Below are 23,246 nucleotides of genomic sequence, written 5' to 3'. Positions count from 1 at the left end.
AACTGCGGCTCCGCTGTCCCCCATCGTTCCCCGTGCTTCTTTCCCAAAGAGGCGGCCCCGCGACCGACTTTACCGGTCGCGGGGCTGTAAGGAAGCCCCCTCAGCCCTTTCCCCCCAAGAAAGGGGTTCAGCCGGGGGCAAGGTGGCTAGCCGCCGCCGGCAGCATAGGGGCGGGGGCGGGGAGAACCCCATGGGGCGTTTGACGTATGGGTATGTCTCAGAACTGCAGCTGCACGCCCAGCACCACGGCGTTGCCGTCGGATTTGCCGGTGGTGCTGGTGATGACATATTCCGCGCTGATGCGGGCGTTGTGACCGTCGATGATGTAGTTGACGCCCAGGTCCGTCTGGCTGGTGGAGATGCCGGTCAGGTCGGCGTCGAAATGCTGGTAGCGCACCGTCGGCTGGAATTGGCCCCAGCCCACCTTGGCCGGGATCAGAAAGGCGCCGCCCACCAGATAGGCCTTGCCCTGGGTCAGGCCGCCGACATTGTCGGTGGGGCCGGCGCCGCCGAAGCTGCTGGGCACGTCGGCCACGCCGCCGGTGTCGTACTGGTAATAGGCGCCTTCCAGCGTCACCACGCCGATGCCGTCCAGCTTCTTCTCGAACAGGCCGTCCACGTTCCAGGCGGTGTAGTCGCCTCGGCGGGCCAGCGTGCCCACGCCGTCCTGCTGGTACTGGGCGGCGAAGGCCAGGGTCAGCACGTCGACGGAACCGTAATAGGTGCTGCTGGTGTAGTAGGCGGGGTCGGGCTCGGCATCCAGGAAGTTATAGGCGACGCGGCCGGCGTACAGCAGGTTGTCGGACTGGTTGCTGGCGCCGGTGATGCGGTTGTGCCCCTCGAACGCACCGACGGAATAGACCAGCTTCTTGTCCAGCAGCTTGCCCCAGACGGTGGCGCCGTCATCACGGCCGGCGAACTTGGCCGGGTACTGCGACACGGTGCCGGGGTAGGCCCAGGTGTTCAGATAATAGGGGCCGTCCAGGTTGGCACGGTCGCTGGGCGGCAGCATGCGGCCCACCCACAGGTTGATGCCATCCGCCGGCTCGAACTGGGCGTAGCCGTCCAGCACCTCCACCCGGCCGGCGCTGTCGCGTTCGGTGTTGAAGGTCGCCTTGATCATGGGCGTCAGCTGGCCGCTGATGTAGAGGCGCACGCTGTCCAGGTTGAAATCGGCGGAGCGCGAGGTGCCGTCCGGCGCCCCATCCTCCACGCTGGTGAAACTGGCGCGCACGCCCAGCCCCACGGTGATGGATTTGTCGCCGCCGGCGGAAATGGTCTCGCCCGCCTGCGCCGCCAGGGCGGGCAGGGTGAGGGTCGTGGCCAGAAGCGCCAGGCGCAGGCGGCGTTGCGTCGTGTTGATGATGCCCGACATGATGTACTCCCCCGTCCTTAGGTCCCGTTGCCGTTATCGGTGCCGGGAACTCAGGTCCCGGCGTCGGCTTCAGGGGCAGGATGGGGGCAGGAAAGCGAAATCCTAATACGTCAAACTGCGTATGTTTTGTTTGCTGGCGATGGTTTAAATAAAAGACCATTGTGCAAAACTGGTATTCTCACGGGACTTAATCTCTATTTCATAAATTGTTCTCTGTTGCTGGCTTGCCTTCTTTGATTTTCGATTTCACGTAAATGATGGCCCATAATTCGGCGCCAACCTATCGCAACGGGCGGCAGGGCTGGTTTTCGGCAATGGCGACAAGGCCTGTCATCCCATACCCCAGCCGGACGGATCGGATGGAGATCTTGTCACCGGGAAAGCCGCCCGCCAGCAGCATGGCCCGCAGGTCCAGGGGCGTGAACAGGCGGTGGGTGCCGGTCCCGGCGAACGGCCAGCGCTGCATGGTGGCCGCGTCGGTCACGTAAACCACCAGCCGTCCGCCCGGGCGCAGCACGCGACGCGTTTCCCGCAGGACATCGGCCGCGTTCTGCCAGAAATAGGCCACGTTGACCGCCAGCATCCCGTCGACCGCGCCGGCCGGCAGCGGCAGCGTATCAAAACGGCCGAGATGAAGGTGAAGCTGTCCCTGCTGTCGGGACTGCCGGTTGAGCTTGGCCGCCTGTTGCAGCATCACCGCCGACTGGTCGATGCCGTGAACGGTGCCGGCTGGCCCCACCGCTTTCACAGCCAGGGCCAGCGCATGGCCCGGACCGCAGCCCAGTTCCAGGACCGTGTCGCCGGGGCGGGGCGCCAAAGCCTCGACCGCCACCCGGTTGGGACGGGCGTTCAGGCGGTTCATGACCAAGCCCAGCAAATGCCCCAGGACGCCGGTGGGATGGCGCAGTTGGCTGCCCAGGGCATGCCAGGCCGCGCGGAAACGGACCGGCGGCCGCGCCAGCTGATTGAAGGCGTCCATCACCCGGCCGCCAGTTTCTGTTGCGCCCGCTTCAGCAGCGAGCGGATTTCGACGCGCCGTCCCGCGTCCCAGACGGGCCGGTCGGGGGTGGGCGGCACGGCCAGGCCGTGCGCCAGCACTTCCGCCGCCTTGCGGTAATCCCCCTGTTCGAACAGGAAGTCGCCATAGAAGTAGTTGGCATCCAAGCCATCGGGATTGATCGCCAGTCCTTCCTCCAGGTAACGGCGGGCCTTGTCATCGTCGCCGAAGCTCAGGGGAAAGCCAGGTACCTTGTAATAGAGGGAGCCGAGGCTGGTGGGCACGGCACCCCCCACCGCGCGATAGTCCAGGCGCCCGGCCGTCTCCAGCAGCGTGCGGGCCTCGCGGGCCAGGGAAAGCGCGCCCATGCCACCCTTCAAGCCGGCCAGACTGGCCAGGGTCAGGGCTTGCCAGATCAGAGGTTCGGCATGGCCGGGATATTGCGATGCCAGTTGGCCCGCCTGGTCGGCCAGTGCCGTCATGGCTTGCACGCGGGCGTCGTGATCCGTCACCTCGAACGAGATGTGGGACCATTCCCGTTCCACGTCGGCCAGGGCGGTCAGCATCCCGGAGGGCGTGGCATCGGTCGCGACCGTGTGGGCGATGGCCTCGCTTTCCACCGGCGACGCATGCCCTGCCGCCGGTACCGACAGGGGAAGGAGGGCGACCGTCATGGCGAGGGCCAATCGGCGCGCCCTGGGCGTGAGGGGATGATCCATGGGCGGCGGTTCCTTTCAGAGCTCGATCGCCTCGGATGGGCTTATCCGAAGCGCAATCGCACGACGAAACAAAAGCTTAGACCAGGGGAAGGCAATCGACGCGGGCGCCGGCGCGCCGGCCGGTCTGCGGCGCCGGCGGTGGCATCAGCGCGTCCAGGGGACCGCGCCGCAATTGGCGCCGCACCGCGGCATCGACCAGGCGGGGGAATAGGCGCTGGAGCAGGACGAACAGGCGTTCCGGGCCGGCGGGATAGGCGGTGTCGGCACCGGCCAGTGCCGCCGCCCATATCCGTCTCGCGATGGCCGCCGGTGGGTCCGTCGGCATGTCCAGCAGGGCCAGGAGCGGTTCAAGAGCCTCCGTCGCCGGGGTGCGGGCGCCCCGCGGCGCGGCATAGGTCACGCCCACGCCCTGGCAGCGCAATTCCCGCCGCAAGGCGTCGGACAGGCCGCGCAAGCCATACTTGGAGGCGCAATAGCCGGCAAACAGGGGATAGGGAATATCCCCCAGCAGGGAACCGATGTTGACCACCCGCCCGGCCGCGGCGGACAGCAGCGGAAGGAAGTCCCGCGTGAGGGCCAGCGGCGCCACCAGGTTGGTGGCCACCAGCGCGGTCAGCGTGCGGTCGTCCAGGGTCGACAAGGCCCCCGCCCATACCAGGCCGGCGTTGTTCACCAGAAAGTCCAGGCCGCCGGTATGGTCCCGCACGGCGTCGACCAAGGCCTCGCGATCCTCGGCCAGGGTCACGTCGGCCGGCAGGACAAGGCACCGCGTGCCGGGTCGCAACAACGCCTTGGTGGCGTCCAGCGGCGGGCGCCGCCGTCCAACCAGAACCAGCCCCAACCCCCGCCGCGACGCCTCGACGGCCAGCGCCTGGCCTATGCCTGAGCCTGCGCCGGTGATCAGCGCGGTCATGCCGCTTGAAGCGGAGTCATGCGGCATGGCAGGCACCTCCTTGCGCGACGTCCAAGCCCCGGCTCAGGTCGCGGAAGATGTCGCCATAGAGGCGATAGACCATGTTCGCCGTGTCGGCGATGACCGGCAGCGCCTCCGGGGCGCGCAAACCGTCGACCAGCTGTTGGAAGAAGGCCACATGCTCCTTATCCAGCGCCCCGTGGGATGTCAGGTAGCGGAAGCCGGAGGTGCCGTCGGTCCGGTAGGCCCGCTGCAGGGCGTCGGCCGCGCGGGAGGCCAGCAGCGTCGACATGCCCTCTAGGACATGGACCATGCCCAGCAGGGCGTAGGGGCTGACGCGGTCTATGGCGTCGTAGACATAGGCCAGCATGACGCGGCAGGCCTGGCCCGGCACGGATGCGGCCACCTGCGCGGCATCACCGCCCGCCGCGTCGATGTCGTCCAGGATCCACTGTTCGTGCCCCTGTTCCTCGGTGATGTAGTCGAACAGCGCGGCCCGGTAATCCTCGTCGTCCGTCCGGGCCGCCGCCAGGGCCAGCAGCCGGCAGGTGTGGCGCACATGGTGGTAGGCCTGCGCCAGGAAATCGCGATAGAGCGGCAGCGGTACGGCCCCATCCATCGCCATGCTCAGCACGGGGATGGACAGGAAGGCGCCACGGGCTTGGGCGGTCTGCGCGAGCAGGCGCTGATACGGTGTTGCTGAGGTGTCGGGCAAGGGGGCCTCCGTCAATGGTCAATGGTCGGTGGTCGAATGGTCCAGCGGGGTCGGGATCGCCGGCATGGCCGGTGGATGGAGCTGCGGGTGGTAGGCCGCCGTGGTTTCCCGGCGGCGCAGCCGTCCGTTGGCGGTGAGCAGGCCGCGCGCCGCCAGGTCGCGCAGTGGTGCCACGTGATGCCGGCGGGGCCGGGCATAGGCAGGCAGGCCGGCGGCGGCGGTTGATGCCAAGGCGGCGATGGCGTCGTTTCCGGCGGCCTCGAACCATGATTCCGCCGCCGGCGCCGGAACCAGCAGCATCGCCAGCCCGTCCATTCCGCCATCGCTGAGCAGGCAGTGCGATAGGCGGGGGTCGTTCAGGAAATGCGCCTCCACCCATTCCGGGCTGATGTTGCGCCCCCCGGGCGTCACGATCAGGGCGTCCCGCCGTCCATGGACCGTCAGGTGACCGTCGTCATCGAAGGTCCCCAGGTCGCCGGTGCGCCAGGTCGCCGGGCCGGCAGGCTCATTTGCCGGCGTCATCCCCAGGTATCCCGACATGACCGACGGGCCGGTGACCACGATTTCCCCCCCGTCGAGGGTCACGCGCAGGCCGGGCAGGGGCCGGCCCACCGTGCCAGGCCGCCGCTGGCCGGGCCGGTTCAAGGCCACGACCGAGCAGCACTCGGACAGGCCATAGCCTTCGTGCACGGGAATGCCCAGGGTCCAGGCCCTCTCGGCCAGGGCGGGGGGAACGGCCGCCCCGCCCACGGCCACCAGGCGCAGGCCCGGCGGAGCCATGCCGCCCGTCCGCTCCAGCTCCGTCACCCAGGCGGCCAGAAGCTGGGGCACCAGCATCAGGCAGGTCGGGGCGGCGGCGGTGATGGCGTCGGTGAGCGGCAGGGGGGCCGGGCCGCCCATGCGGTCCGTGAGCCCGGGCATCAGGGTCACCCGCGCGCCGGCGCTGAGCGGCATGGTGATGGCGCAGAGGGTCTCCAGCAACAGCGCCAGGGGCAGAAGGCTGAGGTAGTGGTCGTCGGGTCGCGCGTCGATGGCCTGGGCCAGCGCCAGGGTGCTCCATGACAGCTGGCGTCCCTCCAGCAGCACGCCCTTCGGCGTGCCCGTGCTGCCCGAGGTGTAAATGACCTGCCGCGCCGTCCCGGCGAGGTCCAGGGTCGCGGTGGCCGCGGTCGCGGCCGGGACGGGTTGGACGGGCAGGTCCAAGGGGGCGCCTGGTCCCGGATCCGCGTCGGGTGTGTGGATGATATGGGTGATGCCGGCGTCGGCGGCGATGTGCCGGCACTGGGCGGCTGAGAAAAAGGGCGGCAGCGGGACGGCGGTGTAGCCCGCCTGCCAAATGGCCAGCTGGGCCACGACCCATTCGACACGGTTGGCGCCCAGGATGCCCACCACAGGGCGCGGGCCGGATCCCCCCAGCGCCGTCAGGGCATGCGCCGCGCCCGCGACGCGGGCCGCCAATTGCGCATAATCAAGGGACGAGATGCCGTCGGTGACCGCCGGCCGGTGGGGGGTGACGGCGGCGTGCCGGCGGATGGCGCGCAGGATCTCATGCATGCGCCGCCCCCGCAGCCGCTTCCGCCGTTCGCGTCGGCCCGGGGCTCAGGAACGGCCAGTCGTCCGCCGCGCACACGGCCGGGGCGCTTTCATAGTAACGCCCCCAGGCGGCGGCATCGGCTTGGCGGGCGGGGTCCGCCTGGGCCAGGACCAGCAGGGGCGGATAAAGGCGCGCCAACAACTGGCGCAGGCGCGCCGTGGCCGTGAAAAAGCACCAGTCGTATCCGTCAAGGGCCCCTCGGCAGGCCAGGCTGTGGAAAAAGCCGGCGGACAGGTCGGCGCGGCGGCTGACCAGGGTGGTGATCTCAAACACCCGCGCGCGGTGCACATGGCGCCCGCTCCTCTGGCCAAGGATGCGCTCTATGGGCTGGTCAAGATAGGCTTCGGAAAAGAAGCCATCGGCGGTGGTGCGCACGCCTGCGGCACAGGCGGGGTTCCCGTGCTGATCGAACGCCGCCATCATCAGGCGGGGAAAGCGGCCTATGCGCGCGCCATAAGCCTGGGCATAGGTTTCGCGGACCAGCTGCTCAACGGCGGGCCGGGATGGATGACCGGCGGACAGGACCACGATGTCGGTAAGCCTCGCCTGGGCCGACACGGACCTGCAGGCGTCTTCCGTCGGGACGGGGCGGGGATGGGGGTTCGCATTCATGGGGCCGCGCCTTCGCTGGTGGAACCGCGCCTCGGCCGCCGTCGGGGCGGTGAAGCGATGGGTCCCATGCTAGGGCCGCGCGTCGTGGAGTTGTGTGGACTTGCCCACCGGTTATTTTCAGTTCTGCGGCGTGTCCGGCGCGGCGGGCAGGGTGATTTCGACCACCAGACCGGTGGGATGGTTGTGTGTCGCCCTTACCGTTCCGCCATGCAGTTCCACCACCCGTTTGCAGATGGTCAGGCCTATGCCGGTGCCGCCGGTGTCGCGGGCCCGGGCCGGATCCGCGCGGTAGAACGGATCGAACAGCTGCCCGATGGCGTCGTCGGATACCCCCGGGCCCCTGTCGGCCACGGTCAGGCTCAGGCCAGGCGGGGCGTTCGCCGCCGGTGCCGCCAGGGTCACGGTCACCTGCACCCCTGCCGTCGTATAGAACAACGCGTTGCGGATGACGTTCTCGATGGCGCGGCGCAGCAGGTCGGCGTTGCCGGGAAGAATGCCGCCGTCCGGCAAATCCGGCGCCACGACCAGGGCCAGGTCGCGCTGCCGGTCGGGCCGTTCATAGGCGGCATCGGCGATGATGGCGCGCAGCAGGTCCGGCAGGTCCACCGGGGCCCGCTGCAACCCCGCCGCCGCCCCTTCAAGCCGGGCCAGGGTCAGCAGTTCCGAGGCCAGGGCGGCGACGGCCGCGATCTCCCGCTCCATCCGGTCGAAGTGGCGGGGGGCCTGCGGTTCCACTTGGCGCCGGGCCAGGCCCAACGCCATGCTGAGCCGGGCCAGCGGCGACTTGATCTCATGGGAGATGTCGCTGATCAGCCGCCGCTGGGCGGTCACGGCGGCCTCCAGCGCGGCTGTGCGGTCCGCCACCTTGCCCTCCAATGTCAGGTTCAGGTGTTCCAGGTCGCGCATGCTGCGGTCGCGCTCCGCCCGGGCGTTGCGCAGGCTGGCCGTCATGCGGTTGAACGAGCGGGCTAGGAAGCCGAGTTCATCCTGGCTGGTGACCGGTACCTGGATGTCCAGCTGGTCCGTGTCGGCGATGACCCGCACCGCCCGGGTCAGTTCCATGATGGGCGCCGTCAGCCGCCGGCCCATCCAGCGCACGAAGGCGAAGATGGGCGCCGCGAGCAGGATGCCCAGCAGGGCCAGTTCCAGCGCGACCCGGCGCAAGGGCCGCGTCACGACCGACATCGGCTGCGAAACCACCACCTGCCAGGATCGCAGCAGGCCGTCCCGCTGCACGGAACGGCCGGTGATGTGGCTTTCCCTGTCCATATCGGGATCGGCCGCGCTGGACAGGACGGCGGGATGGGGAGGCCGGCGGACCAGCACCGTGCGGGGCTCCACCCCGCTCAACAGCGTCTCGACCATGGTCCATGGCAGGGCGATGACCAGGGTGCCCACGCGATAATCCGGGGCGAAGCTGCCGAAGATGGGAATGGCCAGGGCGACGACGTCCCCGCCACCCAGCGGGTTCCGATGCTTGTCGAAGAAGGTGACGCCGTGGGCCGTCACGGTCCAGGCCGCCGGAAGGCGGGTGCCGCGCGGCGGGGCGCCGTCGTCGCCATCGGCATCGGCGATCAGGGTGCCGCCGGCATCGAAGGCGTAAATCCCACCCGCCAGCCCGTACAGGCGCTGCAGCGCCTCCAGCGTCGTTCCGATCCGCCGGTCAACGTCGCCGGACACCAGGTCGTTCATCACCTCCAGCTGGGCCCAGGCGGTCAGGTCCGTCGCCAGCTCGTCCATCCGGTTGCATAGACGCTGGTATTTCAGGTCCGCCACCTGGGCCAGGCCGCCCTCGGCGGAATCCAGCAGCGACCGGTGAACGCCGGTGTACACCACCGCCGCCGTCAGCCCATAGGTCAGCAGGTATATCGCCAACAGCGCGCCGACGATCTTGCGTCCGATGGAACTGCCGATGGTGGCCTTCATGGGCCGCCCCCACCGGAACCGGCCGCGACGGGCAACCTGGCCAGGACCACGACACCCTCCGGCACCCCGCCGCCGCCGCTGACGTACCCGACCGAGCCCGGCACCCGCCGAATGAAGGTGAGCAGCGCCTGTTCGGATTCCTGGACCACCGGCGGTGCCTTGCCCTTGAAGTGCATCTCGTTCCAATAAACGATCAGGCTGGCGTTGTCCTGGTGCAGGACACCGGCGGTGAAACGGGCGCGGACATCGCTGGAGATTTCGCGGTTCACGGGGATGATCGCGTTCCCGTCGGGCCACAAGGTCAGGCGCAGCAGGTAGATCGCGGCGACATCGCCGGAGTTCAGCGGGTGGCCCAGGGTTACCGACGGATTGGCCACCACCAGGATGTCCTCTGCCCGCGCCATGTCCGACAGGAACAACCCTATCAGAACCGCCAGCAGGGGCCGCCGCCGCCGCATCAGAACAGCACGGACCAGGAGGCGAACAATCCGGTGGGGTTGACCGGCGGCCCACCGACGTTCAGCAGATATTCCAGCCTGAAGACCATGGCCGGCTGCGGCCGGAAGGCGAAGCCGGCCAGGACGTCCTGGGCCGTTCCGTCGCTCGCAGGGACGGCCTGCCCGGCGCTGGCGGACGCGGTGCCGCGCCCATCATAAATCTCGTACCAGCCGTAAATGGACCACCGGTCATCGAAGGCGTAGGACGGCGCCACGTACGCGCTCCACTCCAGGCTGCGCGGCGTCTGTACGCCAGCCGGCTGGGAAAGGGACGACACCACCCCTTCACCCTGCAGTGTCACTGGGCCCATCGTATACCGGAAGTCGACGCCCGCCAGGTGCTGCTCCACCCCCAGCCGGTCGATGGTGCGCTGGACCGAAAATCCCACCTTGTCCAGCAGGGCCAGGGGAAAGCTGACGTGCAGGCCTTCGACCAGGCGGTAATGATCATCGACGATGCTGTCCGGCCGCGCGGAGAATTCGTCCATGGGCTGCCAGTAGACCTGGACATCCGGCCAATGGGCCTCGGGATCGTTATACAGAACCGACAGGCCGGTGGCGTATTGGCTGAAGCCGCGGTAGGTCGCCGCCGGCCGGACCGTTGACAGGACCAGCGGGGCCGCGTGGATTTGGTTCCAGTCGCCGACCGGCGCCAGCATCTTGCCGAACCGTATGGTGAAGCCGTCCGGCAACTGGACGTCGTCGTAAAGACGCTCCAGCACGACATAGCCATGACCCTTTCCGCCATCGCCGCCGTCATTCCCCTTCGCCCAAGGCAGGAGGTTGAGCCCCGTCAGTTCGGCTTCCATGAAGGGGTTGACGAAGATGCCGACATGCGCGCTGGCGTAGAGGCTGAGATCCTCAAGGCTCAGGGTCTTGCGGCCTTGGTCGGGCAGGCTCGCGACCAGGCTGGAATAGCCCGCCAGGTTGACCGGGCCGACGTTGAACCCTTGGCCCGGCACATAGCTGTCCGCCGGTTCGGCGTCTTGCGCCCGGGCAGTGCCGGCCGCCAGGGCGGCGACCACGATGGCGCTGGACAGCCTGGTGGCCCGCGCAAGACGGGAAAGGTGCCGGAAGGTCATGGCCATCGGAACGGATCCCCACCCCGTCACGATGGGGGCAGGGCGTAAAGATAGCCGACATTGCGGATGGTCTTGATGGGCTGCTCACCATCGACGGCGGTGGCGTCGAGTTTACGCCGGACCTTGCTCACCAGCGTGTCGACGTTGCGGTCGGCGCCGGCCGCGTGATGTCGGCCGAACGCTGCCGCCGAAAGCTCGTCCCGGGAAATGATGCGGCCCGCCCCGCGCAGCAGGTGTTCCAGAAGGCTGAATTCCGCCGAGGTCAGGTCCAGCCGCCATTCCCCGTTCCAGGCGACGCGGGCGGTCGGGTTCAGCCGGACGCTGCCCACCTGCAGGTCCGCCGGCGCCTTGTTGGCCCCGCCGTTGACGCGGCGCAGGACAGCGCGAATTCGGCTCACCAGTTCGCGCGGATTGACGGGCTTTGGCACGTAGTCATCCGCGCCGATTTCGAAACCGACGATGCGGTCAACGTCGTCATCGCGGGCCGTCAGCATGATGACGGGCACGTCGGATCGTTGGCGAAGGCGTTTCAGGACATCGAAACCCGATAGCTTGGGCAGCATGACGTCCAGCACGATCAGGTCCAATTCCTCCGGCGCATGGTCGAAGCATGCGGCGCCGTCATGGGCCGCGTCGACGGCGAACCCGTCCTGTTCCAGATACTCGCGCAGCATGTCCACAAGCGCGACATCATCGTCAACGAGCAGTATTCGATCCATGCCTGATTATTGGCGAACAGGGCAGCCAAGTCGACTGCCGACCCATGGTGGGGGCGAATATTGGGTTGGGCGCGGCGTGGGCGGCGACAGGGGCGTCTCTGAAAGGGATGTGCCGCCGCCCGCGACGCGGACGCGATCAAGCCTTGATATTGATGTTGTTGCCCCGGTCCTTGTCGACGGCGCCCGTGTCCACGTCGCCGTCGCCATCCCGATCCAGGGTGGCGGGCTGCTGCGGGGCGGCCTGGCTGGCGGTGGTGTCGGTCGTCGCGGCGGGGGCGGCGGGGCGGTACAGGGCGGCGACGGAACTGGCGTACCCGCCAATGGAAGAAATGCTCATGATCGTAACTCCACGGAAGTGTTGGTCGGTTCGGGTGCGTTGTCGCTTTCGAGGGCAATATACCCTGCGGCCTGGAGACCAATTGTGGAGTTTTGTCGAGTCCTGCGGAATTGCGGCTGATCGGACGCACCGCAGGCTTCGGCTGACTGTCTTATCAGCGGGACGGTATGTCCAAAATCGGCGTCTATTGAGTGGAATTTGGATCGGTCATTTACAGGGGTGTCTTCTGACCCCAACCTGGAGTGATCCCCATGACCATCCTTGTTACTGGCGCCACCGGCCGCGTCGGCCGCCATGTCGTCGACCAGCTCGTCAAACGCGGCGCCCCTGTCCGGGTGCTGACCCGTGACCCGTCCAAGGCCGACTTCCCGGCCGGTGTGGAGGTGGCGCAGGGCGATCTGCTGGACATCGACGCCCTGCGTGCCGCCTTCGCCGGCGTGGACACGCTGTTCCTGCTGAACGCAGTCACCGGCGATGAATTCACGCAGGCGATCATCACCCTCAACATCGCCCGTGAGGCGGGCGTGCAGCGGCTGGTCTACCTGTCGGTGATCCACGCCGACCGCTTCGTGAACGTGCCTCACTTCGCGGTAAAGCTGGGCGCCGAGCGCATGATCGAACAGATGGGCTTCAGCGCTACCATCTTGCGGCCCACCTACTTCATCGACAATGAACTGATGATCAAGGACGTCATCATCAATCATGGCGTCTATCCCATGCCGATCGGCGGCAAGGGTGTCGCCATGGTCGACGCCCGCGACATCGCCGAGGTCGCCGCCATCGAGCTGATCCGCCGCCGGCAGGGGGCAGCCGATTTGCCGGTCGAAACCATCAACCTGGTGGGCCCCGATACGCTGACCGGTACTGACGTGGCGGCGATCTGGTCGGACATCCTGGGGCGGCCGGTCGCTTATGGTGGTGACGACCCCAGCGGCTTCGAGCGCACCATGGCCAGCTTCATGCCGACGTGGATGGCCTACGAGATGTGCCTGATGGCCGAGCGCTATGTCAGCGACGGCATGATCCCCGAAGCCGGCGATGTCGAACGGCTGACCGGCATCCTGGGTCGTCCGCTGCATTCCTACCGCGACGTCGCGCGTGGGATCGTACCCTCGGCCTGAACCGAAACTTCGCTCAAAGGCGCGCCCCGGGCTACCGGCCCAGGGCGCGCCTTGAAAGCAACGCATCAGCGGAGAATGAATGCCCCATGCTCACGCCGGCGACACCTCCAGCAGCAGCGATTTCTCGAAGCTGACCGTCAGTACCGGATGGGCCGACGGCACCAGGCCAAGGTCGCGCTCCTCGACATAGTCACGCACCCGGAAGCGGCCCCCGGCCGGCAGCCCGCGCAGGGTCAGGGGGCCGCTCCAGTGTGGCGCGTAAAAGGCGTAGTAATAGCGCCCGCCGCTTTCCACCAGGTGGCCTTCCGGCTTGTCGAAGCCGATATCGTAGACGTCGCCGCGATAGAGGCCCTCGGCGAGCCGCTTGTCGCGGTAAAGCCCAATCCATTTCTTCCAGTGGGCCTCGCGCTCCGGCGTCAGCAGGAAGGAATCCTTGGGCTTGGGGTCGACCGGCCAGGTGAACTTGGTCGAGACGATCCCGCCGATTCCGACGGTGGAGGCGAAGTCGTCGCCACCGTCGGACAACTCGACATGGTCGCCGGCGAAGGGCGCCGACGGGCCCATCAGCGCCTTCAGCGTCTTGCCCTTCAACCGCACCTGCCACGAGGACTCAGGGTCCGAGGCCGGCACCTGGTTGACGTAGGGGAAGTCGTAGACGCTGTAGGCGGTGCCGCAGGGGCACAGTTCGACGATGTTGTCCTTGTCGATGGCCATCGCCGCTTCGTAGATCGCGCGGAAGAAGCCGGGCAAGGCCTCGACCGACTCCTCGGGCCGGGCATGGTTGTGCGCAGGGTTGTAACAGGGGGCCACGCCGTTCAGGTGCTGCCCGTCGATCTTCAACCCCTTGAATCCCCAGTCGCCGAGGAACTTCCTCACCAGCGCCACGGTGTGGGCGCGGGTCGGCTCATAGGCCGGGCACAGGTAGAAGCTGTTCCACCAGGTGACCAGCTGGGGCGCGCCCTCCTTGGACAGCAGCAGCATGTCGGTATGGTCGTGCAGCAGGTCGCTGCCGGGCGCCGCCGCCAGCGGCGCATACCACAGGCGCGGCTTGAGGCCGCCCTGACGGATGCTGCCCACCAGTTTCAGGAAATCGGCCTCGCGCCCCGGGTATTTGGCGGGGTCGACCACCCAATCCCCGATCGCTTTCTGCCAGCCGTCATCGATCACCGCCCAGTCCAGCCCCAATTCCTTGGCCTTGGGCAAGGTGGCCTCGATCAGCTCCGGCGTGCACGACCGCTCATAGCCCCAGGCGCACCAGATGGGTTCGAAAGAGGCGGCGGAGGGTTGCGGTGGCCGCACGCCCCGATCGGCGGCGATGCGGCGGTAGGCGTCGAGCGCCGCGAAGTAATCGCCCGCATGCACGGCCAGAAGCGTCTCCAGCGTGTCGAACGTCCCGCCGGGCGCCAGCACGACATCGCGCTCGGCGGTCAGGGCCAGGCGCGCGCCGCCCTTGTCCTCGCTGACCGGCAGCGACACCAGTTCCGGCACCGGCGCCAGATGGCCCACGGCCAGGCCGCCCTCGCGCCGCCACAGGTCGGCGATCGGCGGGCCGCCGCCGTAGTCCGAGGACGACATGCCCAGGTAATTGTCCTGGGCGAAACCTGCCTTCACCGGTTGCAGCCAGTCGCGCCGGTCGGCATAGGTGCCACCGGAATAGGACCAGAAGGCGGGGGCCGGATCGCCCGGTGGCAGCCCCGGCGGCAACAGACGATGCGCGCCATTGCGCCAGCCGGTCGCCGCCACGGCCTTCGCGGTGATGTTGCGGTAAGAGACCTGCATGAACGCCACGCCGGGGTAGCGCGCGTACTGGCGCAGGGTCAGGGTCTTTTCGATGCCCTGCCCGGACAGGCCGGTCAGGCGCACCTGGCGGCCGGGGCCATGGCGGTCGTTGATGGCCTGCGAGGTTGTTTCGCGCAGCTCGAACAACACGGCGTCGTGGCCACCGACCAGGGACAGGGTTTCGCCGGCGTCGAAACCGGTCAGCCACAGCGGCTTGCCCTCCGTCACCAGGGCGATGCGCGATCGCATCTGATTGTCGAATTCGATGCGCAGCCGGTCATCCGCGAAAACCACCACCCTCCCCGGCGCCGCCAGCGCCCGCATCGGCGTGGCCATGGGTGCTGTGAGCGCCAGGCTCGTCGTCATCTTGAGAAAGGCGCGGCGCGAGGAGGGCTGCTTCATGGCGAGTCCAGACGATTGTCGATGTCGTTCGTTTGCCAAAGCTATGGCGAACGAAATCGAAATTCAATATGAATATCGCAATAAAACGAAACTTGCGTCGCTATACCCGCCGCAAATCCACGCCTAGCGACCGGCAGGCGGTGGCGATGGTATCGGGTGCCGCCTCGTCGGTGATCAGCATGTCGATCTCGCCCACGCCGATGATGCGATGCAGGCAGACCCGGCCGAATTTCGAACTGTCGGTGACGGCGATGGTCTGGCGCGCCACGTCGGCCATCTTGCGGTTCAGGATGGCCTCGGCCTCGTGATGGGTGGTGACACCCCGGTCGATGTCGATGCCGTCGACGCCCAGGAACAGCTTGTCGACCGCCAGTTCGCTCAGCGCCGCCACTGTCTGGGCGCTGTAGAACGCCATGTTCTTGCGCCGCAGTTCCCCACCGATCAGCACTACGCGGATATGGCTCTTGCCGGCCAGCTCGGTCACGATGTTGAGGTCGTTGGTGACGACGGTCAGGTCTTCGATATCCGGCAGGAAACGGGCGATTTGCAGGGTGGTGGTGCCGGAATCCAGCACGATGGACTCGCCGGGGTTGATCAGGCTGGCGGCGTAGCGGCCGATGCGCTCCTTCTCCGCGTGCTGCAGTTCCAGCTTGGCCGCGACCGGGGATTCAATGGCGGCCGTCGTCGCTGAGCCGACCACGTCGGAGGCGATGGCGCCGCCATAAGAGCGCGCCATGACGCCATGCTCCGTCAGGAAGTGCAAATCCTTGCGGATGGTCTGCATCGAAACGCGGAACCTTTTGGCCAGGTCCGCCACCTGGACGCTGCCGTGCTGGCGCACCATGGCGCTGATCTGGCTGCGCCGCTCGCTGGTATCGCGCTTGATGCTCATCTTTCGTTTTCCTGGCCTTGGACGCCTACGAGTGCGGCACTTGCCCAGGCGCGTCAATTGGAAAAACCGCCCGCCAGGGTTCCGCTTCAAAGCGCGCGATTCAGTGTGTTGCGTTTTCCATCTTCTTTCAGTAAGGTCGCGAAGTGGCAAGAAAACGAAACTTAGCAAAACGAACCTCAAGGGAGTGCCGCGTGTCCAGTATGGCCATCCCCGCCTATCGCCGTCCCTGGCTGCTCTTCGCGCTGCTGACCACCGGTTTGTGGGGCGTGTGGGGCGCCTTCGCCGGTACCCCGGCGGAAAACGGTTTTCCCGAGACGCTGATCTATGTCGTGTGGGCGTTCACTATGATCCCGCCGGCGCTGTACGCCCTGTGGCGGATCGACTGGAACTGGCCATGGGATCGCCGCTCCCTGATCTATGGCGCGGCGGTCGGGTTGCTGGGCGCCGGCGGCCAGATGGTCCTGTTCCACGCGGTGCGGATCGGCCCGACCTATCTGATCTTCCCAGTCATCGCCCTGTCGCCGCTGGTCACCATCGTCCTGTCGGCCGCGATCCTGCGGGAGCGGGTGACCTGGATCGGGGGCCTGGGCATCTTGTGCGCCCTGATGGCGCTGCCGCTGTTCGATTTTTCGCCGGGCGGCGCCGGGACCGGGCAGGGCCTGGCCTGGTTCGTGCTGGCGCTGCTGGTGCTGGTCGCCTGGGGCGTGCAGGGCTTCTTCATGAAGTATGCGGCACCGGTGATGAGTGCCGAGGCCATCTTCGCCTATATGGCGCTGACCGGGCTGCTGCTGGCCCCCGTCGCGCTGGCCATGACCGACTTCTCGCAGCCGATCAATTACGGCTGGTCGGGCCCGGGCCTGGCCGCCGCCACCCAAATCCTGAATTCGATCGGGGCGCTGACCCTGGTCTACGCCTTCCGCCACGGCCGGGCGATCGTCGTCTCACCGCTGGCCAATGCCGGCGCCCCGCTGATCACCGCGCTGATTTCGCTGGCGGCGCTGGGGCTGGTGCCGGCCCTGCCCAAGCTGGCCGGCATCGGACTGGCCTTCGCCGCGGCGGCCCTCCTGACCATTGAACCCGAGGACCAGGCATGAAAGCGATACTCGATCTGATCGAGCGGCACCGCGCCGGCGAACCGGTCGGCATCTATTCCGTCTGCTGCGCCCATCCGCTGGCGATCAAGGCGGCGCTGCGCCACGCCCGCGAGGCGGGCGGCCAGGCGTTGATCGAGGCGACCTCCAACCAGGTGAACCAGGAGGGGGGGTATACCGGCCTTCGCCCCGACGGGTTCCGCGACCTGGTCATGGGCCTGGCGGATGAGGCCGGCCTGCCGCGTGACCGCGTGCTGCTGGGCGGCGACCATCTCGGCCCCAATGCCTGGCGGGCGATGGATGCCGGGGAGGCGATGAAGCGCGCCGCCGTGATGGTGGCGGATTATGTGACGGCCGGCTTCCGCAAGATCCATCTCGATTGCTCGATGTCCTGCGGCGGTGATCCGCGCGGCCTTTCGGACGCGGTGATCGCCGAACGCACCGCCACCTTGTGCGAATGCACCGAGGCGGCCTGGAAAGACGCCGGCGGCGAACCGCCGGTCTATGTCATCGGCTCGGAAGTGCCGGTCCCCGGCGGCGCGCAGGAGGCGCTGAATGAACTGGCGGTGACCGATCCCGATGCCGCGCGCGCCACCATCGAGGCGCATCGCCAAGCCTTCGTCCGGCACGGGCTGGAGGCGGCATGGGAGCGGGTGGTCGGCTTGGTGGTCCAGCCGGGCGTCGAGTTCGACAACCACCATGTGGTCGATTACGTGCCGGCCAAGGCCGAGAAGCTGAGCGCCTCGATCGAAGGCCAGCCGCATCTGGTGTTCGAGGCCCACTCCACCGATTACCAAAGCGCCGCCGCCCTGGCTGCCCTGGTGCGCGACCATTTCGCCATCCTCAAGGTCGGTCCCGGGGTCACCTTCGCCCTCAGGGAGGCGCTGTGGGCCCTGGACCGCATCGGCCAGGAATGGCAGGGCGACGATCGGTCCGCCAGCCTGCGCGACACCGTGCTGGCGGCCATGCGTGACGACCCGACCTATTGGAAGCCCTATTACGAGGGGCGGGGCGCTGAGCTGGACCTGCAGCTGCAATACAGCCTGTCCGACCGCATCCGCTACTACTGGCCGACCGGCAGGGTCGCCCGCGCGGTCCGCCGGCTGTGCGCCGCATTCGATGCCGACCCGCCCCCCTTGGCCTTGGTCAGCCAGTACATGCCCGCCGCCTACGAGGCGATCCGCGCCGGCGCGCTGGCCTTGAAGGGCGAGGATCTCGTCATCCACCACATCCGGGAGACGCTGACCCCGTACTCCCGCGCCTGCGATCAACGGAGCACCCATTAATGACTTTCACCGTATTGGCCGCCGACGAGCTGGAGGCGCGCGGCGGCGGGTGGACGGCGCGCGAGATACGCCAGCAGCCTGCCATGTGGGCCGCCACCGAGCAGCTTGTGCAGGTGCTGCGCCCACGCGCCGAGGCGTTCCTGGCGCCCTTGCTGGCGCGCACCGACCTGCGGGTGGTGCTGAGCGGCGCCGGCAGTTCCGACTATATCGGCCGCTCGCTGGTGCCGGACTTGCTGGCCGGGCTCGGCCGCCGGGTCGAGGCCATCGCCACCACCGACCTGGTGGTTGGTGGCGCCCAGCTGCTGCAGCGCGACGTGCCGACCTTGCTGGTGTCCTTCGCCCGCTCGGGCAACAGCCCCGAGAGCGTCGCCGCCACGGAGATCGCCGAGGCCCATCTGGCCGAATGCCGCCATCTGATCATCACCTGCAATGGTGACGGCGCCCTGTATCGGCGTCATCACGGCAGGCCGGGCAGCCTGGTCGCGCTGCTGCCCGAGGCCACCCACGATCGCGGCTTCGCCATGACATCCAGCTTCACCTCCATGGCGCTGGCGGCGCGGCGCATCCTGCTGCCGGCGCAGCCCATCGACATCGCTCGCATCGGCGCGGCCGCGGATCTGGTTTGCGCCGATCACGGCGGTTCGCTGTCCGCCACCGCCGCGGGCGGGTTCAAGCGGGTGGTCTATCTGGGCAGCCGTGGCCTGGCGGGCATCGCGGACGAGGCGGCGCTGAAACTGCTGGAACTGACCGATGGCGAGATCATGGCCATGGCCCAGACGCCGCTGGGCTTCCGCCACGGCCCGAAAACCTTCGTCGACGGCCAGACTCTGGTGGTGCTGTTCCTGTCCAACGACCCGCAGGCGCGCCGCTATGAATTGGACGTGGCGCGCGAGATCGCCGGCGACGGCATCGCCGGCAGGCTGCTGGTGCTGGCGGGGCAGGGGGACGGCCTGGACGGGCTGGGCGCCGACCTGCTGCCCGGGCTGGAAGCCGCGTCCGACGCCGAGCTGAGCTTCCCTTATCTGACCTGGGCCCAGGCCTTCGCCCTCGGCGGTTCGCTGGCCCTGGGCCGCACGCCCGACAACCCCAGCCGCACCGGCGCAGTCAACCGGGTGGTGCAGGGCGTGACCATCTATCCCGAGCCGGGGAGGGCTTGATGTTCCTCGGCGTCGATGGCGGCGGCACCAAGACCGCTTTCCTGCTGCTCAGCCCCGAGGGCGCGGTGCTGGCGCACCATGAGGGAGGCTCCTCCTACCATCCCGAGGTGGGGATCGAGGGGGTGCGCGCGGTGCTGAACGATGGCGTGCGCGCGGTGCTGGCCCAGGCCGGCCTGCCGACCGCCGCCATCCGCCACGCCTTCTTCGGCTTGCCCACCCTGGGTGAGGATCCGGCCACCGATCCCGTCCTGGCGGATGCGGCCGGTGCCGCCGTGGCTTTCGGCCGGTACAGCTGCGGCAACGACATGGTCGGGGGCTGGGCGGGCGCCCTGGCGTGCGAGGACGGTATCGTCATCACCGCCGGCACCGGCTCCATCGCCTACGGCGAATACCAGGGCCGTGGCGCCCGCGCCGGCGGCTGGGGCGAGGTCTTCGGCGACGAGGGCTCGGCCCATTGGATCGGCCGCGAGGGGCTGGGCCTGTTCTCGAAGATGAGCGACGGGCGCGTGTCGCCCGGTCCGTTGCTCGATCTGGTCCGCGCCCGCTTCCAGCTGACCCGCGACATCGACCTGTGCGGCCTGGTCAACACGCCGGGCGGTGCCGCGCGCAGCGCCGTCGCCCAGGTATCGCAGACCGTGGCCGCCGCCGCGCAGGCCGGCGACGGGGCGGCCAGGGCAATCCTCATCCAGGCCGGGGGCGAACTGGCCCGTCTGGCCGACGCCGTCCGCGCGGGCCTCGGCGTGCCGGAGGGCGAGGAACTGGCCCTGTCATATGTCGGCGGGGTGTTCCGCGCCGGCGCGCTGGTGCTCGACCCTTTCGCCGCGGCGCTTGAGGCCGGCGGCCATCGCTATCGCCTGCGGCCGCCGCTGCTGACCCCCGTGATCGGCGCCGCACTCTATGCCGCCCGCGCCGCCGGGATCCGTTTCAGCCGCGAGCAGGTGACGACGCTCGCATCAAAATGAAAGCGGCCTCGAATGCCGCGACCGAACAGGAGGTGGAAAGAATGAGGAGAGGTCTGAAGACGGCCCGCAGAACGCCGCAAAGCGCCTGGATCCTGCCGTTGATCCTGGCGATGGGATGCGGGGGCGGGGCCTGGGCCCAGTCGGCGGGTTCGGGTGCCGCCAATGCATCCTCCGCCACGGGCGACTTGGAGGAGATCGTGGTCACCGGCATCCGCGCCGACCTGGAAAAGTCGCTGGAGGTGAAAAGGAACGCCTCCGTCGTCCTTGATTCCATCAACTCCACCGAGCTGGGACGCTTCCCCGACGCGGACGTCGCCGATTCACTGGCGCATCTGCCCGGCATCACCATTTCGCGTACCACCGGCGGCGAGGGGCAGAAGGTCAGCGTGCGCGGCCTGGGCGCACAGTACAATATCGTCACCTGGAACAACCGCGTCCTGGCCACCGACGATGACGGCCGCGACCTGGCCTTCGACGTGCTGCCGTCCGAGGTGATCACCGCCGCCGATGTGCTGAAATCGCCCCAGGCGTCGGCGCTGGAGGGCAGCATTGGCGGCACGGTGAATTTGCGCACCGCCAGCCCCTTCGACAATCCCGGCTTGCATGGCGGCGTCCACGCCGAGGGCGACTACAACGACATGTCGACCCTGCACGGCCAGAAATATACGGCCTTCCTGTCCGATACCGATTCAACCGGCACCTGGGGAATCCTGATCGGCGCCGTGCATTCGGACAACAATATCCGTACGGACTCGCTGAACGCCTACCAGCAGAACATCTACGGCCCCAACACCTATCCGTTCGATGGCAGCGGCAATCCGCACGCCCTGGCGGCGACGCCCTGCTGCATCACCTTCGGCTCGATCTATGACGAGAAGAAGCGCGACGCGGTGTCGGGCAGCATCGAATGGCGTCCGACCGACACGCTGAAGATCGCCGTTGATGGCCTGTGGACCCGGCTGCAGGACCCGCAGGTCGGCTATAACGAGAGCTATTATTTCCCCTACGGCAGCGACCAGAACGGCAATCCGACCTGGAACAACGCCACCTACCAGAACGGCATCATCAGCGGCGTGTCGGTCAACGACTTCCAGCCGGAAATGGTCAACAACACCATGGCCCGCAAGGTCGATACCAGCCTGGTCGGCATCAATGCCAAGTGGCAGGCCACGTCGCGGCTATCCCTGGCGCTGGACGCCTACCGCTCCGCCGCCGACCGGCCCGAGGGCGGCAAGGACACCTTCATGACCGCCGGTCTGGTGTCCGCCACGCCCTATGCCGAAGACATCCTGAACATGTCCGATACCGTGCGGGGGCTACCCAGCCTCAACGTCGCCATCCCGCCCAGCCAGCTCGGCCTCGGCGCCTGCCCGTCGGGAACGGCCAGTTCCACCAATGCCGGATATTGCTCCTACACGGCGCTGATGAACTCCGGCTTCCTCAACGACAACAAATACTGGTCGACCCACTATGTCGGTCTCAACGGCTACACCGTGAAGGACCAGGTGCGCGGCATCAATCTCGACGGCACCTATGACGTCAACGCCTTCTTCATCGACCGCCTCACCTTCGGCGGGGGGGAGACGCGGCGTGAGAAAAGCCGCCTGGATATCAGCAACGACTGGGACAACGGCTCGGGCCAGTACGGCACGCTGTACAACACCGCCGGCTGTCCCATCCAATGCAGCCCCTATTCCTTCGCCTCGCAGGGCTATGACGTGGTCACCATGGTCAGCCCGCCCAATTTCATGCAGGGCGCCGGCGGGTCCTTCCCGACCACCTTGCCGCGCCTTAATTCGGCGGCGCTGCTGAACTTCCTCAGGAGCCTGAACGGCAAGCCCAACCCCTTCTATTGCCAGAATTACCCGACCGTCTGCGCAGCACCCTACACCTCGTTCGACTTCTCACAGACCCTGCCGCAGGAAAACCCCTACAACTCCTACAGCGTCAAGGAACGCACCGACAGCTTCTATGTCGAGGCGGAGATGTCGGGCACGCGGTGGTCGGGCAACATCGGTGTGCGCGTGGTGCGCACCGAAACCGACGCCAGCACCGCCGCGGCCGTGCCGGTGTCGCTATGGACCCCGACCGACGTCGGCGCCACCCAGACCTGGAACGTGCAATATGCCGCCGGCCAGGCCTCGACCTCGCACGGCTCCTACATCATCCCGCTGCCGTCCGCCAATTTCGCCTATTGGGCCATGCCGGAGGAGCTGCAGCTGCGCGCCGCGGTGGCCCAGACCCTGTCGCGCCCCAATCTCAACCAGCTGGCACCGACCTCATCAAACAACGCCATCAACGGCGAGCCGCAGCTGTTCTACGGCGGCACGGCCGGCCTGCGCCCCATCAAGGCCTGGCAGGCGGACCTGTCGGCCGAATGGTATTACATGCCGCACGCCGCCTTCACCGTCGCCCTGTTCGGCAAGCGGATCCGCGACGACATCTATGAGGGCGTGTCGACGAATGTGGATCTCGGCACCATGCAGTATGTCGGTGGTCCGCCCGGCACCGTGCCCGGCACGCCCTTCCTGTGGACAGTGACGGCCCCCTCCAACGGTGCCAAGAGCACCTTCGCCGGCATCGAGCTGACCTGGCAGCACATGACCGATCTGGGCGTCGGCATCCATGCCCAGTTCACCGCCACCAGCAGCCAGGGTTACGACCAGAACGGCAAATCGCTGGGCGCGATCGACCCGGTGCCGCCGATCACCTCGTCGCTGAGCCTGATTTACGACAAGGACGGGCTGTCCGGCGACATCACCTGGGACCACGCGTCGGGCTACACCTACGCCTGCTCGATGTGCACCGAGGTGCCCGGCTGGCCGGCCAAGGCCGACTCCTTCGACTGGGTCACGGCCAGCGTCCACTACAAGTTCCTGCATGGCTTCGACGTCTATGTCGAGGCTAAGAACCTGACCAATTCGGTGGCGCGCACCTACCTCAACGGCAACCCGCTGCTGCCCTGGGCGCCCGGCCAGTCCGTGGGGCAGAGCACCAGCGGCGTGGGCGCCGGATATTCCGCCTATGGCCGCACCTTCGTGGCCGGCGCGGCCTATCAGTTCTGAGGGCG

The 23,246-nt window shown here is 67.9% G+C and carries 20 protein-coding genes; 6 read left to right on the top strand and 14 right to left on the bottom strand.

The window, feature by feature from the left end; genetic code table 11:
- Positions 1-217 precede the first annotated feature (217 nt).
- The 12 genes from FBZ88_RS08820 to FBZ88_RS08765 form a co-directional block, all read right to left on the bottom strand.
- Complete coding sequence (locus FBZ88_RS08820; RefSeq protein WP_145616477.1) at positions 218-1,375, bottom strand: porin; 1,158 nt, start codon at positions 1,373-1,375, stop codon at positions 218-220.
- Positions 1,376-1,655: 280 nt separating this feature from the next.
- The gene (locus tag FBZ88_RS08815) at positions 1,656-2,354 is read right to left on the bottom strand and encodes a class I SAM-dependent methyltransferase (RefSeq protein ID WP_145616476.1); all 699 of its coding nucleotides are present in this window, start codon (positions 2,352-2,354) and stop codon (positions 1,656-1,658) included.
- Positions 2,354-3,091, bottom strand: a complete 738-nt coding sequence (locus tag FBZ88_RS08810) for a tetratricopeptide repeat protein (protein WP_211102579.1) — start codon at positions 3,089-3,091, stop codon at positions 2,354-2,356. Before FBZ88_RS08810 ends, FBZ88_RS08815 begins: the two co-directional genes overlap by 1 nt.
- Before the next feature lie 76 nt (positions 3,092-3,167).
- Complete coding sequence (locus tag FBZ88_RS08805; protein WP_145616475.1) at positions 3,168-4,031, bottom strand: SDR family NAD(P)-dependent oxidoreductase; 864 nt, start codon at positions 4,029-4,031, stop codon at positions 3,168-3,170.
- A complete protein-coding gene (locus FBZ88_RS08800) occupies positions 4,021-4,719 on the bottom strand; it encodes an iron-containing redox enzyme family protein (protein WP_211102578.1) in 699 nt (232 codons plus the stop codon). Before FBZ88_RS08800 ends, FBZ88_RS08805 begins: the two co-directional genes overlap by 11 nt.
- Before the next feature lie 18 nt (positions 4,720-4,737).
- Positions 4,738-6,273 (bottom strand): AMP-binding protein, encoded by a 1,536-nt coding sequence (locus FBZ88_RS08795; protein WP_145616474.1) that lies wholly within the window; start codon positions 6,271-6,273, stop codon positions 4,738-4,740.
- Positions 6,266-6,925: a thermostable hemolysin gene (locus FBZ88_RS08790; protein WP_145616473.1), complete on the bottom strand. Its 660-nt coding sequence runs from the start codon at positions 6,923-6,925 to the stop codon at positions 6,266-6,268. The genes FBZ88_RS08795 and FBZ88_RS08790 overlap by 8 nt, the downstream gene beginning before the upstream one ends.
- Positions 6,926-7,042: 117 nt before the next feature.
- Positions 7,043-8,851: an ATP-binding protein gene (locus tag FBZ88_RS08785; protein WP_145616472.1), complete on the bottom strand. Its 1,809-nt coding sequence runs from the start codon at positions 8,849-8,851 to the stop codon at positions 7,043-7,045.
- Positions 8,848-9,309 carry a hypothetical protein gene (locus tag FBZ88_RS08780; RefSeq protein ID WP_145616471.1) on the bottom strand — a complete coding sequence of 154 codons (462 nt, stop codon included), beginning with the start codon at positions 9,307-9,309 and terminating at the stop codon, positions 8,848-8,850. Before FBZ88_RS08780 ends, FBZ88_RS08785 begins: the two co-directional genes overlap by 4 nt.
- Positions 9,309-10,436 (bottom strand): hypothetical protein, encoded by a 1,128-nt coding sequence (locus tag FBZ88_RS08775; protein ID WP_145616470.1) that lies wholly within the window; start codon positions 10,434-10,436, stop codon positions 9,309-9,311. The genes FBZ88_RS08780 and FBZ88_RS08775 overlap by 1 nt, the downstream gene beginning before the upstream one ends.
- A gap of 20 nt (positions 10,437-10,456) precedes the next feature.
- Positions 10,457-11,149: a response regulator transcription factor gene (locus FBZ88_RS08770; protein WP_145616469.1), complete on the bottom strand. Its 693-nt coding sequence runs from the start codon at positions 11,147-11,149 to the stop codon at positions 10,457-10,459.
- Positions 11,150-11,285: 136 nt separating this feature from the next.
- Complete coding sequence (locus FBZ88_RS08765; protein ID WP_040847944.1) at positions 11,286-11,486, bottom strand: hypothetical protein; 201 nt, start codon at positions 11,484-11,486, stop codon at positions 11,286-11,288.
- A 251-nt stretch (positions 11,487-11,737) separates the two neighbouring features.
- On the opposite strand from FBZ88_RS08765, the gene FBZ88_RS08760 reads away from it, so the two are divergent.
- On the top strand, positions 11,738-12,607 hold the full coding sequence (locus tag FBZ88_RS08760) for an SDR family oxidoreductase (RefSeq protein ID WP_145616468.1): 870 nt from the start codon (positions 11,738-11,740) through the stop codon (positions 12,605-12,607).
- Positions 12,608-12,697: 90 nt separating this feature from the next.
- Here FBZ88_RS08760 and FBZ88_RS08755 read toward each other — a convergent pair whose 3' ends face one another.
- Together FBZ88_RS08755 and agaR are read right to left on the bottom strand one after the other, a co-directional pair.
- Positions 12,698-14,788 (bottom strand): glycoside hydrolase family 36 protein, encoded by a 2,091-nt coding sequence (locus FBZ88_RS08755; RefSeq protein WP_145616467.1) that lies wholly within the window; start codon positions 14,786-14,788, stop codon positions 12,698-12,700.
- Between the two features lie 100 nt (positions 14,789-14,888).
- Positions 14,889-15,680 (bottom strand): transcriptional repressor AgaR, encoded by a 792-nt coding sequence (agaR, locus tag FBZ88_RS08750; protein ID WP_145616466.1) that lies wholly within the window; start codon positions 15,678-15,680, stop codon positions 14,889-14,891.
- Between the two features lie 200 nt (positions 15,681-15,880).
- Here agaR and FBZ88_RS08745 point away from each other — a divergent pair, with 200 nt between their 5' ends.
- The 5 genes from FBZ88_RS08745 to FBZ88_RS08725 are packed head-to-tail and all read left to right on the top strand — an operon-like array spanning position 15,881 to position 23,241.
- Positions 15,881-16,774 (top strand): DMT family transporter, encoded by an 894-nt coding sequence (locus FBZ88_RS08745; RefSeq protein WP_145616654.1) that lies wholly within the window; start codon positions 15,881-15,883, stop codon positions 16,772-16,774.
- On the top strand, positions 16,771-18,057 hold the full coding sequence (locus FBZ88_RS08740) for a D-tagatose-bisphosphate aldolase, class II, non-catalytic subunit (protein ID WP_145616465.1): 1,287 nt from the start codon (positions 16,771-16,773) through the stop codon (positions 18,055-18,057). The genes FBZ88_RS08745 and FBZ88_RS08740 overlap by 4 nt, the downstream gene beginning before the upstream one ends.
- The gene (locus tag FBZ88_RS08735) at positions 18,057-19,214 is read left to right on the top strand and encodes an SIS domain-containing protein (protein ID WP_145616464.1); all 1,158 of its coding nucleotides are present in this window, start codon (positions 18,057-18,059) and stop codon (positions 19,212-19,214) included. Before FBZ88_RS08740 ends, FBZ88_RS08735 begins: the two co-directional genes overlap by 1 nt.
- Positions 19,214-20,176 carry an N-acetylglucosamine kinase gene (locus tag FBZ88_RS08730; protein WP_145616463.1) on the top strand — a complete coding sequence of 321 codons (963 nt, stop codon included), beginning with the start codon at positions 19,214-19,216 and terminating at the stop codon, positions 20,174-20,176. The genes FBZ88_RS08735 and FBZ88_RS08730 overlap by 1 nt, the downstream gene beginning before the upstream one ends.
- A 41-nt stretch (positions 20,177-20,217) precedes the next feature.
- A complete protein-coding gene (locus tag FBZ88_RS08725; protein WP_186464285.1) occupies positions 20,218-23,241 on the top strand; it encodes a TonB-dependent receptor in 3,024 nt (1,007 codons plus the stop codon).
- The last annotated feature ends 5 nt before the right edge of the window (positions 23,242-23,246 follow it).

Source organism: Nitrospirillum bahiense, assembly GCF_007828025.1.
In the GTDB taxonomy this organism is placed as follows: domain Bacteria; phylum Pseudomonadota; class Alphaproteobacteria; order Azospirillales; family Azospirillaceae; genus Nitrospirillum; species Nitrospirillum amazonense.
Note: the sequence above shows the minus strand (reverse complement) of the source record. Positions and strands in the feature narration are given on the sequence as shown.

Coding starts and splice junctions, on each gene's coding strand:
- FBZ88_RS08820 (WP_145616477.1), bottom strand. CDS start 1,375: ATGTCGGGCATCATCAACACGACGCAACGCCGCCTGCGCCTGGCGCTT.
- FBZ88_RS08815 (WP_145616476.1), bottom strand. CDS start 2,354: ATGGACGCCTTCAATCAGCTGGCGCGGCCGCCGGTCCGTTTCCGCGCG.
- FBZ88_RS08810 (WP_211102579.1), bottom strand. CDS start 3,091: ATGGATCATCCCCTCACGCCCAGGGCGCGCCGATTGGCCCTCGCCATG.
- FBZ88_RS08805 (WP_145616475.1), bottom strand. CDS start 4,031: ATGCCGCATGACTCCGCTTCAAGCGGCATGACCGCGCTGATCACCGGC.
- FBZ88_RS08795 (WP_145616474.1), bottom strand. CDS start 6,273: ATGCATGAGATCCTGCGCGCCATCCGCCGGCACGCCGCCGTCACCCCC.
- FBZ88_RS08790 (WP_145616473.1), bottom strand. CDS start 6,925: ATGAATGCGAACCCCCATCCCCGCCCCGTCCCGACGGAAGACGCCTGC.
- FBZ88_RS08785 (WP_145616472.1), bottom strand. CDS start 8,851: ATGAAGGCCACCATCGGCAGTTCCATCGGACGCAAGATCGTCGGCGCG.
- FBZ88_RS08780 (WP_145616471.1), bottom strand. CDS start 9,309: ATGCGGCGGCGGCGGCCCCTGCTGGCGGTTCTGATAGGGTTGTTCCTG.
- FBZ88_RS08775 (WP_145616470.1), bottom strand. CDS start 10,436: ATGGCCATGACCTTCCGGCACCTTTCCCGTCTTGCGCGGGCCACCAGG.
- FBZ88_RS08770 (WP_145616469.1), bottom strand. CDS start 11,149: ATGGATCGAATACTGCTCGTTGACGATGATGTCGCGCTTGTGGACATG.
- FBZ88_RS08765 (WP_040847944.1), bottom strand. CDS start 11,486: ATGAGCATTTCTTCCATTGGCGGGTACGCCAGTTCCGTCGCCGCCCTG.
- FBZ88_RS08760 (WP_145616468.1), top strand. CDS start 11,738: ATGACCATCCTTGTTACTGGCGCCACCGGCCGCGTCGGCCGCCATGTC.
- FBZ88_RS08755 (WP_145616467.1), bottom strand. CDS start 14,788: ATGAAGCAGCCCTCCTCGCGCCGCGCCTTTCTCAAGATGACGACGAGC.
- agaR (WP_145616466.1), bottom strand. CDS start 15,680: ATGAGCATCAAGCGCGATACCAGCGAGCGGCGCAGCCAGATCAGCGCC.
- FBZ88_RS08745 (WP_145616654.1), top strand. CDS start 15,881: ATGGCCATCCCCGCCTATCGCCGTCCCTGGCTGCTCTTCGCGCTGCTG.
- FBZ88_RS08740 (WP_145616465.1), top strand. CDS start 16,771: ATGAAAGCGATACTCGATCTGATCGAGCGGCACCGCGCCGGCGAACCG.
- FBZ88_RS08735 (WP_145616464.1), top strand. CDS start 18,057: ATGACTTTCACCGTATTGGCCGCCGACGAGCTGGAGGCGCGCGGCGGC.
- FBZ88_RS08730 (WP_145616463.1), top strand. CDS start 19,214: ATGTTCCTCGGCGTCGATGGCGGCGGCACCAAGACCGCTTTCCTGCTG.
- FBZ88_RS08725 (WP_186464285.1), top strand. CDS start 20,218: ATGAGGAGAGGTCTGAAGACGGCCCGCAGAACGCCGCAAAGCGCCTGG.